Source organism: Rhodoferax saidenbachensis (assembly GCF_031457975.1).
Classification (GTDB): Bacteria; Pseudomonadota; Gammaproteobacteria; order Burkholderiales; family Burkholderiaceae_C; genus Allorhodoferax; species Allorhodoferax saidenbachensis_A.
The window spans coordinates 391,055-399,286 of sequence record NZ_JAVDXO010000004.1 but is presented as its reverse complement, the minus strand read 5'-3'; the positions used below and the strand labels follow the sequence as shown (position 1 = coordinate 399,286).

The 8,232-nt window shown below is 63.8% G+C and carries 8 protein-coding genes; 3 read left to right on the top strand and 5 right to left on the bottom strand.

The genetic code is table 11. The annotated features are described in order from the left end of the window. Nucleotides 1-140: 140 nt before the first annotated feature. The 5 genes from J2X15_RS11850 to J2X15_RS11830 form a co-directional block, all read right to left on the bottom strand. Complete coding sequence (locus J2X15_RS11850) at nt 141-1,082, bottom strand: CysB family HTH-type transcriptional regulator (protein ID WP_310343030.1); 942 nt, start codon at nt 1,080-1,082, stop codon at nt 141-143. Between the two features lie 6 nt (nt 1,083-1,088). Beyond that, nucleotides 1,089-1,679, bottom strand: a complete 591-nt coding sequence (locus J2X15_RS11845; RefSeq protein ID WP_310343028.1) for a malonic semialdehyde reductase — start codon at nt 1,677-1,679, stop codon at nt 1,089-1,091. A 21-nt stretch (nt 1,680-1,700) separates the two neighbouring features. Further along, nucleotides 1,701-2,996 (bottom strand): O-acetylhomoserine aminocarboxypropyltransferase/cysteine synthase family protein, encoded by a 1,296-nt coding sequence (locus tag J2X15_RS11840; RefSeq protein WP_310343027.1) that lies wholly within the window; start codon nt 2,994-2,996, stop codon nt 1,701-1,703. A 198-nt stretch (nt 2,997-3,194) separates the two neighbouring features. Next, the gene (locus tag J2X15_RS11835) at nt 3,195-4,385 is read right to left on the bottom strand and encodes an MFS transporter (RefSeq protein WP_310343025.1); all 1,191 of its coding nucleotides are present in this window, start codon (nt 4,383-4,385) and stop codon (nt 3,195-3,197) included. Then, nucleotides 4,385-5,314 (bottom strand): TauD/TfdA dioxygenase family protein, encoded by a 930-nt coding sequence (locus tag J2X15_RS11830; RefSeq protein ID WP_310343022.1) that lies wholly within the window; start codon nt 5,312-5,314, stop codon nt 4,385-4,387. Before J2X15_RS11830 ends, J2X15_RS11835 begins: the two co-directional genes overlap by 1 nt. A 201-nt stretch (nt 5,315-5,515) precedes the next feature. Between J2X15_RS11830 and J2X15_RS11825 the strand changes: the two genes are divergently transcribed. Genes J2X15_RS11825 through J2X15_RS11815 form a run of 3 tightly spaced genes read left to right on the top strand, consistent with a single transcriptional unit; the run spans nt 5,516 to nt 8,212 of the window. After that, on the top strand, nt 5,516-6,529 hold the full coding sequence (locus tag J2X15_RS11825; protein ID WP_310343020.1) for an ABC transporter substrate-binding protein: 1,014 nt from the start codon (nt 5,516-5,518) through the stop codon (nt 6,527-6,529). Further along, nucleotides 6,526-7,380: an ABC transporter ATP-binding protein gene (locus J2X15_RS11820; protein WP_310343017.1), complete on the top strand. Its 855-nt coding sequence runs from the start codon at nt 6,526-6,528 to the stop codon at nt 7,378-7,380. The genes J2X15_RS11825 and J2X15_RS11820 overlap by 4 nt, the downstream gene beginning before the upstream one ends. Then, nucleotides 7,373-8,212 carry an ABC transporter permease gene (locus J2X15_RS11815; protein WP_310343016.1) on the top strand — a complete coding sequence of 280 codons (840 nt, stop codon included), beginning with the start codon at nt 7,373-7,375 and terminating at the stop codon, nt 8,210-8,212. The genes J2X15_RS11820 and J2X15_RS11815 overlap by 8 nt, the downstream gene beginning before the upstream one ends. Nucleotides 8,213-8,232: the final 20 nt, after the last annotated feature.

Below are 8,232 nucleotides of genomic sequence, written 5' to 3'. Positions count from 1 at the left end.
CCGTCAACACGGTATTCGTCAAACAAACCTACTGGGTTGCCGCCAAGCTGCCGCTGGATGGAAACGGATGAGCGTTTCCACACAGCCTCGGCCCAAAGCAGACGGACGCATAGTCGCGATTCGTCTATTCCGCCACGTATCTAAACCTCCACCAACGCCTCACTATTCAACGCCTGCGCCACCACATCCCGTGACAGCGTGGGCACAAACGTCTCAATAAAGCTGTACGCATAGCCCCGCAGCCAAGCACCGCGGCGCAAGCCCAGCCGCGTCACGTTCACCTGGAACAGATGTCCCGCATCGAGGATGCGCAGGTTGCGGTCGCGGTCTGCGTCCAGTGCGACTGAGGCGACGATGCCCACACCCATGCCAAGTTCCACATAGGTCTTGATGACATCGGCGTCCATGGCGGTCAGCACCACATCGGGCTGCAGCTGCGCGGCAGCAAAGGCGTTGTCGATGTGGGAGCGGCCCGTGTAGCCGGCCTGGTAGGTGATGATGGGGTACTGTGCCAGCTGCTGCAGCGTTACCGGCCCTTCCACCTCCAGCAGCGGATGGCCCGGGGGCACCACCACGCTGTGGGTCCAGCGGTAGCAGGGCAGGGTGACCAGCTGGCTGTAGTCGGCCAGCGCTTCAGTGGCCACGCCAATGTCGGCCTCGCCCGAAATCAGCATGGCGGCCACCTGCTTGGGCGAACCCTGGTGCAGGTGCAGCGTGACCTTGGGAAACTTGTCGCGGAAGTCCTTCACCACATGCGGCAGCGCGTAGCGCGCTTGCGAGTGGGTGGCCGCCACCGAGAGCTGGCCCTCCATCTGCGCGCTGTAGTCTTGGCCTGCGCGCTTGAGGTTTTCCGCGTCCAGCAGCAGGCGCTCCACGATGGGTAGCAGGTCTTTGCCCGGTGGCGTCAGGCCGGTCAGGCGCTTGCCGGCGCGGCCAAAGATGTCCACGCCCAGTTCTTCTTCCAGCTCACGGATCTGGCGGCTCACCCCGGGCTGCGAGGTGTGCAGCATATTGGCCACTTCCGTGAGGTTGTAGCCGCAGCGCACGGCCTCGCGTACCGATCTCAGTTGTTGAAAGTTCATGCGCGTTCAGACCACCTGTGTGGCTTGCTCAAAAGTCAAGCGGGGCCCGCGGGCAAAGGTGCCGCTGTGGTCGGCGTAGCCCAGGTTGACCAGGAAATTGGCACGGTAACGACCATCGGGAAAAAAGGCCTGGTTCACCTTGGTGGCGTCAAAGCCCGATTGCGCGCCGCTGTCGATGCCCAGAGCCCGCGCGGCAAGGATCAGGTAGGCGCCTTGCAGCGCGCTATTGCGCTCGGCTGTGGCCTGGGTCAGCGCGGCGTTGTTGTCAAACAGGGGCTTGGCGTCGTAGGCCGGAAACTGCACGGGCAGATGTTCCTGAAACTGGCTGTCCCAGGCCACGATGACGGTGACCGCAGAGCCCAGGGTTTGTGCCACGTTGCCACCCGACAAGGCAGGCTTGAGTTTTTCCTTGGCCTCGGGCGAGCGCACAAACACAAAGCGCGCAGGTTGGGCGTTGAAGGCCGTGGGGCCCCACTTCAGCAAGTCGTAGAGCTTGTGAAGGGTTTCGTCGGAAATGGCCTCGGGCTTGAAAGCGTGCACCGTGCGCGCCTCGCGGAACAGCTGGTCCAGGGTGGCGTCGTTCAAAGCTTGGGACATGGGGGGATTTCCTCGTGATACTTAAACGGCAGTCAGCGCCTGGTCCAGGTCGGCCAGCAGGTCGTCAATGTGTTCAATGCCGACCGACAGGCGCACGGCGTCTTCCGGCACGCCGGCTTTCACCAGCTCTTCGGGCGACAGCTGGCGGTGTGTGGTGGAGGCGGGGTGGGTGGCCAGCGATTTAGCGTCACCAATGTTCACCAGGCGGGTGAAGAGGTTCAGCCCGTCCAGGAAGCGCGCACCGGCTTCGCGGCCCTGGCCGGCGGGCGCCTTCACGCCAAAGGTGAGCAGGCCCGATGCCTTGCCGCCCAGGTAGTCCTTGGCCAGTGCATGGTCGGGGTGGCCGGGCAGGGCGGCGTAGTTCACCCACGCCACCTTGGCGTGCTTTTGCAGGTGCTGTGCCACCTTGAGTGCGTTGTCGGTGATGCGCTCCAGGCGCAGTGCCAGGGTTTCAATGCCCTGCAAAATCAGGAACGCGTTGAACGGCGAGATGGCAGCGCCGGTGTTGCGCAGCGGCACCACGCGGGCGCGGCCAATGTAGGCGGCGGGGCCCAGCGCTTCGGTGTAGACGACGCCGTGGTAGCTGGGGTCGGGTTCGTTCAGGCGTTTGAAGCGCGCCTTGTGCTCGGCCCAGGGGAACTTGCCGCTGTCCACAATGGCGCCGCCAATGGTGGTGCCGTGGCCGCCGAGGTACTTGGTGAGCGAGTGCACCACGATGTCGGCGCCGTGTTCGATGGGGCGCAGCAGGTAGGGCGTGGCCACGGTGTTGTCCACGATGAGTGGAATGCCGTGGGCATGCGCAATGTCGGCAATGCGGCGGATGTCGGTCACATTGCCCTGCGGGTTGCCCAGCGATTCGACAAAGATGGCCTTGGTCTTGTCGTCGATCAGCGGGGCGAAGCTGTCGGGGTTTTTGTGGTCGGCAAAGCGGGTGGTGATGCCGAACTGGGGCAGCGTGTGGGCGAACAGGTTGTAGGTGCCGCCGTACAGCGCGGTGCTGCTGATGATGTTGTCACCGGCTTCGGCAATGGTCTGGATGGCATAGGTCACCGCGGCCTGGCCAGATGCCAACGCCAGCGCGGCCAGGCCGCCTTCCAGGGCCGCCACGCGCTTTTCCAGCACGTCCTGCGTGGGGTTCATGATGCGGGTGTAGATGTTGCCCGGCACCTTCAGGTCGAACAAATCGGCGCCGTGCTGGGCGCTGTCAAAGGCGTAGGCCGCGGTCTGGTAGATGGGCACGGCCACCGCCTTGGTGGTCGGGTCTGGCTGGTAGCCGGCGTGGACGGATTGGGTCTCGAATTTCCAGTTGTCTGACATGGGGGCCTCTCCTGATGGCGGGTGGTGGTGTGGTTTGCTATGGTTTTGGTAGCTTGTCGCGCATATTTCACGGGGGCTAGAGACCTATTTCCTTTATAAACAGGTGAATCCAGACCGCGAAACCTGCGAGAAAAGCCGCTGGTGCCTTGCACTCTAAAGGCGGCTCCTCAAAACTCAAAAGAATAAAAAGTTGATTCTTTAGATCAAAAACATCGTTGGACGGGTGCTCTCGCGGTAGGCGTGCCAGCCCAGCCACCAGAAAACGGGCACGAACAGCAGGAACACGGCCTGCAGCCCCACCACCGTACCCAGCGTGCCGCCCAGCAGCCCGCCGACAAAACCGCCGCAGGGGCCGGCCAGTGCGCTCAGGCCCGACACGCGCCCCCGCCCCAGGCGTGCGCCCACGTGGGCAAACTGGGTCAGCGTGTGCATTTGCAGCAGCCCCAGGCCCGCGCCCAACACCACGCCGCCCACCCACAGCCAGCCTGTCGTGCTGGCCCAGGCCAAGAGCAGTGCCGCCAGCGTGACCGCACTCACCGATGCGAGGACGGTGCGCAGCGGCCCCAGCCAGGTGAGCAGGGGGCCCAGAAAGATCAACGTGGCCACAAAGGCGCTGCCCTGCACCGCCACCAGCGAGCCGGCGCCCAGCGCGGGCAGGCCCAACTCCTGCACGGCGATCACCACCATGTAGAAGGCGTAGTACATGTGGATGGCCTGGATGGCGCATTCCTGCATGGCCAGCACGCGAATCTCGGGCTCACGCCACAGCGCCCGCACCGACTGGCGCATGGACAGCCGCGCCGCACCTGCGCGCGGTGGTGTGTGGGTGTGCTGACTCAGCACCGATGACGACAGCCGGGCTGTCAGCACAAACATGGCCGCAATCAGCCAGTAGCTGCCCGCATGGCCCAGCAGTGCCACCACACCGGCGGCCAGCATGGGCCCCAGCAAAAACATGCCCGCCATGTGCGCGCCGCGCTGCCAGCCGGCCCGTGCGTGGCCAATGCGCTCCAGCGCCGCCATGAACACGGTGTTCAGCGAGACAAAGCGCAACGGCATCACAAAACTGATGAGCGCAGTCAGTGCCACCAAAAACAGGGTGTGCGGCAACAGCGGGATGGCGGCGTACAGGGCCCCCATGACCAGGCTGCCGCTCACGAACAGGCGGGCAGGCCCCAGGCGTTCCACCCAGAAGCCCACCGGAATGCTCATGAACAAAATGCCCACCGACTGCGCCCCGGCAATGGCCGCCAGCCACCCACCCTGCGCGCCCAGGTGCAGCGCGTACAGCGTGGTGGTGAACTTGGCCAGCCCCACGCTGATGCCCATGAAGGAGGACAACAGCGCGAAGCGCAGCAAAAACGCGTTGCGTTGAAAGAACCCGCGCATCAGGCGGCCTGGGCCGCGGAGTTGGCAGCCTGGCCTACGGCAAAGCTGCGTTGGCCTTGCACCGACACAGGCACCTCGCCGCGCACGGTTACGCGTCGCACCACGCGGTGTTGGTGGCCATAGTCGTTGATGGCGTAGTGCTGCGTGGCGCGGTTGTCCCAGATGGCCACATCGCCCTCGGCCCAGTGCCAGCGCACGGTGTTTTCCAGACGCGTGATGTGGTGCTGGACGATCTCGAACAGGTGCTGCGAGTCGTGCGTGTTGTAGCCCACAAAGCGCTTGAGGAAGTGGCCAGCCACCAGCGTGCGTTCGCCGGTTTCGGGGTGCACGCGCACCAGCGGGTGTTGCGCTTCGATCAGGCGCGAGCGGAACACTTCGCGGTAGTGCTGGGCGCCGGCGTCGTCGGGTTCCACGCGGGTGGCGGCGTAGTCGTAGTCGTTGCTGTGCACGGCCCACAGGCGCTCGGCCAACGCCTTGAATTCGTTGGGCAACTCGTTGTAGGCCGCCGCGGTGTTGGCCCACACGGTGTCGCCGCCGTGGTCGGGAATGGTCAGCGAGCGCAGCACCGACACCTTGGGGTAGTCGGCATCAAAGGTCACATCGGTGTGCCAGGAGTTGGCGCGCCCGCCGTGGTTGGAGTCCAGCTCCAGGATGTCGGTGCCGTTGCGTGACGGCACGGTAGGGTGTGGCACCACATCGCCCCAGCGGCCGGCAAAGGCCTGGTGCTCTGCATCGTCCAGGTGCTGCTGGCCGCGGAAGAACAGTACCTTGTGCTTGAGCAGCGCCTGGTGGATGGCGGCAAAGGTCTGGGGGGCCAGCCGGCCCGACAGGCGCACGCCGTGGATGACGGCACCAATGCGCCCGGCCAGGGGACGCACATCGACGGTGGTAGCGGTTTCTATAAGGGGATGGTTGAGCACAGCAGACATGAAAACTCCTTGGTGGGGCAGCGGTGAGAAAAAGAGGAAAGGCGAAGCCATCGTAGGAAGCCCCACCGTCCTTGCGAAGCGCCCGATTTGCATGTCGATATGCGCTGCGCAAAAGTGCATATGCATGCGCGCTTTCCTTCGTTGCGGGCGGTGGTGGTGCGACCTACGCTGTGTCCCATTCACAACCAACGAGGGAATTGCATGCGACCGTTTTTGAAACTTGCCATCACCGTATGGACCGTGCTGGGCCTCAGTGCCAGCGCGCTAGCCCAGGAGGCGCTGGAGGTCACCGACATTCGCTACCAGGGCAGCGTCGGCACTGTGGTCTGGATTGAACTGGCCGAACACCTGGGCTACCTGGCCCCGCTCAAGGCCAAGTGGGTAGGTAACACGATCAGCGGCCCGCAGGACGTGCAGGCCGTGGTGAGCAATGACATTGACATTGGCGGTGCCTTCAACGGCGCGCTGGTCAAGCTCATCGTGAAGAAGGCGCCCGTGAAGGCCGTGCTGGGCTACTACGGCGTGGACGACACCACCTGGAGCGGCTACTACGTCAAGAACGACAGCCCGATCAAAACGGCCCGCGATCTGCTGGGCAAAAAGGTGGCCATGAACACTCTGGGCGCCCACCACGACTTCATCGTGCGCGAGTACCTGGAGCGCAACAAGATCACAGACGAAGAGGCCAAGCAGGTCACCTTTGTCATCACCCCACCTGTCACCGGTGAGCAGGCGCTGCGCCAGAACCAGGTGGAGGTGACTACGTTGGGCGGCATCCTGCGCGACAAGGCGTTGGAGCGTGGCGGCATCCGCCCGCTGTTCACCGACCGCGACCTGTTTGGCAATTTCACCGCCGGCTCTTACGTTTTGCGCAACAAGTTCATCGAGCAAAACCCCAAGGCCTCCAAACACCTGGTGAGTGCGCTGGCCCGGTCCATCGAATGGGCCCGCAATACGCCGCCGGCCCAGGTGCGCAGCACCTTTGAGTCCATCATCAAGGCGCGTGGTCGCGCCGAGAGCGCCGACGCGATCCAGTACTGGAAGAGCACCGGCATCCCCTCGGTAGGCGGCGTGGTGCTGGACAAGGACCTGCAGGTCTGGATCGACTGGCTGGTGAAGGAGGACATCATCAAGGCAGGTCAGGTCAAACCCAGCGATCTGTATACCAACGCCCTCAACAGCTACGCCACGGGCGCCAAGGTGGCCGCCAAATGAGCGCCGCCAAGATCCGCTTTGAACACGTCAGCAAGGAGTTCACCGTCCGCGCTGAAGATGATGGTCCGGACAAGCGCTTCACGGCCTTGCAGGATGTGACGCTGGACGTCCGTGTGGGTGAATTCCTGGTGTTGGTCGGGCCCAGTGGTTGCGGCAAGTCAACCCTGTTGGACTTGCTGGCCGGCCTGACCTTGCCCAGCCAGGGGCGGGTGCTGATCGATGGCAAGCCTATCACCGGCCCCGCGCGGGACCGTGGCGTGGTGTTTCAGCAGTACGCGTTGTTCCCCTGGCTTAGCGCACTGGACAACGTGGCTTTCGGTCTGGAAATCGCGGGTCTGGGTAAGAAGGAACGCAGGGAGAAAGCGGCCCATTACCTGGAACTGGTGGGCCTCACCGATTTTCGCAACCACTACCCCCACGAAATGTCGGGTGGCATGAAGCAACGCGTGGCGATCGCGCGCAGCCTGGCCTACGAGCCCGAGGTGCTGCTGATGGATGAGCCCTTTGCCGCGCTGGATGCACAAACCCGCGAGACCCTGCAGGAGGAGCTGGTGGACATCTGGCACCGCACCGGCAAGACCATTGTGTTCATCACCCACGGCATTGACGAAGCCGTGGTGCTGGGCCAGCGCGTGGCGGTGATGACCTCGCGCCCGGGGCGCATCAAAGAGATTGTGGACATCCCCGAGACGCTGCGTGCGGACACCCCCGATGTGCGCTCGCTGCCCCTGTTTGGCGAACTGCGCCACCAAATCTGGTCGCTATTGCATGACGAGGTGGCCGCTGCGCGCCAGCAGCGCCGCGCCCGTATTGCAACCCTACCCGCTCGCAAGGAGAGTTTCCATGTCTGATGTCTCGTTAACCGTCGGCACGGCGCCCGTAGCGCTGGTGCCCCCCGCCCGCTGGACGCGCGTGTTGCGCCAGCTGAGCAACATCGGCTGGCGCTCCGCGTTGGTGCTGGCCCTTGCGCTGTGGTGGGAACTGGCCCCCCGCCTGGAGCTGACCGACCCGGCCTTCTTTCCCCCACTCAGCGAAGTGCTGGCTGCAGGCTGGGCCCTGGCACTGAACGGGCAGCTTTGGCAACACACCTCGGCCAGCGTGGCGCGGGCCCTGGGTGGTTTTGCTATCGCGGTGTTGTATGCAGTGCCATTGGGTTTGGCCATTGGTTGGTATCGCCGTTTGGGGCATTTTTTGAACCCGCTCATTGAAGTGCTGCGCAACACGGCGCCGCTGGCCTTGCTGCCCGTGTTCTTGCTGTTGTTGGGCATTGGCGAGGTGTCCAAGGTAGCCATGGTGGTCTATGCCTGCTCTTGGCCGCTTTTGCTCAACACCATCTCGGCTGTCAAACAGGTGGACCCGCTGCTCATCAAGTCCGCACGCACCATGGGGGCGAGTGCACAGCAGCTGTTCCTCAAGGTCATCCTGCCAGCCTCGGTGCCTACCATTTTTGTAGGCATTCGCTTGGCCAGTGCCACCGCCATTCTGGTGTTGGTGGCTGCCGAGATGGTGGGCGCCAAGTCTGGTCTGGGCTATCTCATCATCTACGCGCAGTACAGCTTTCTGATTCCCGACATGTACTTCGGAATCATCGCCATCACCTTCATTGGCGTGTTGTTCACCCTGGCGTTGGAGGTGGTGGAACGCCGCCTGACCGCTTGGAAGCCCGCCCCGGCATTGGCCTAAACCTTTTCAACCAAGGAATT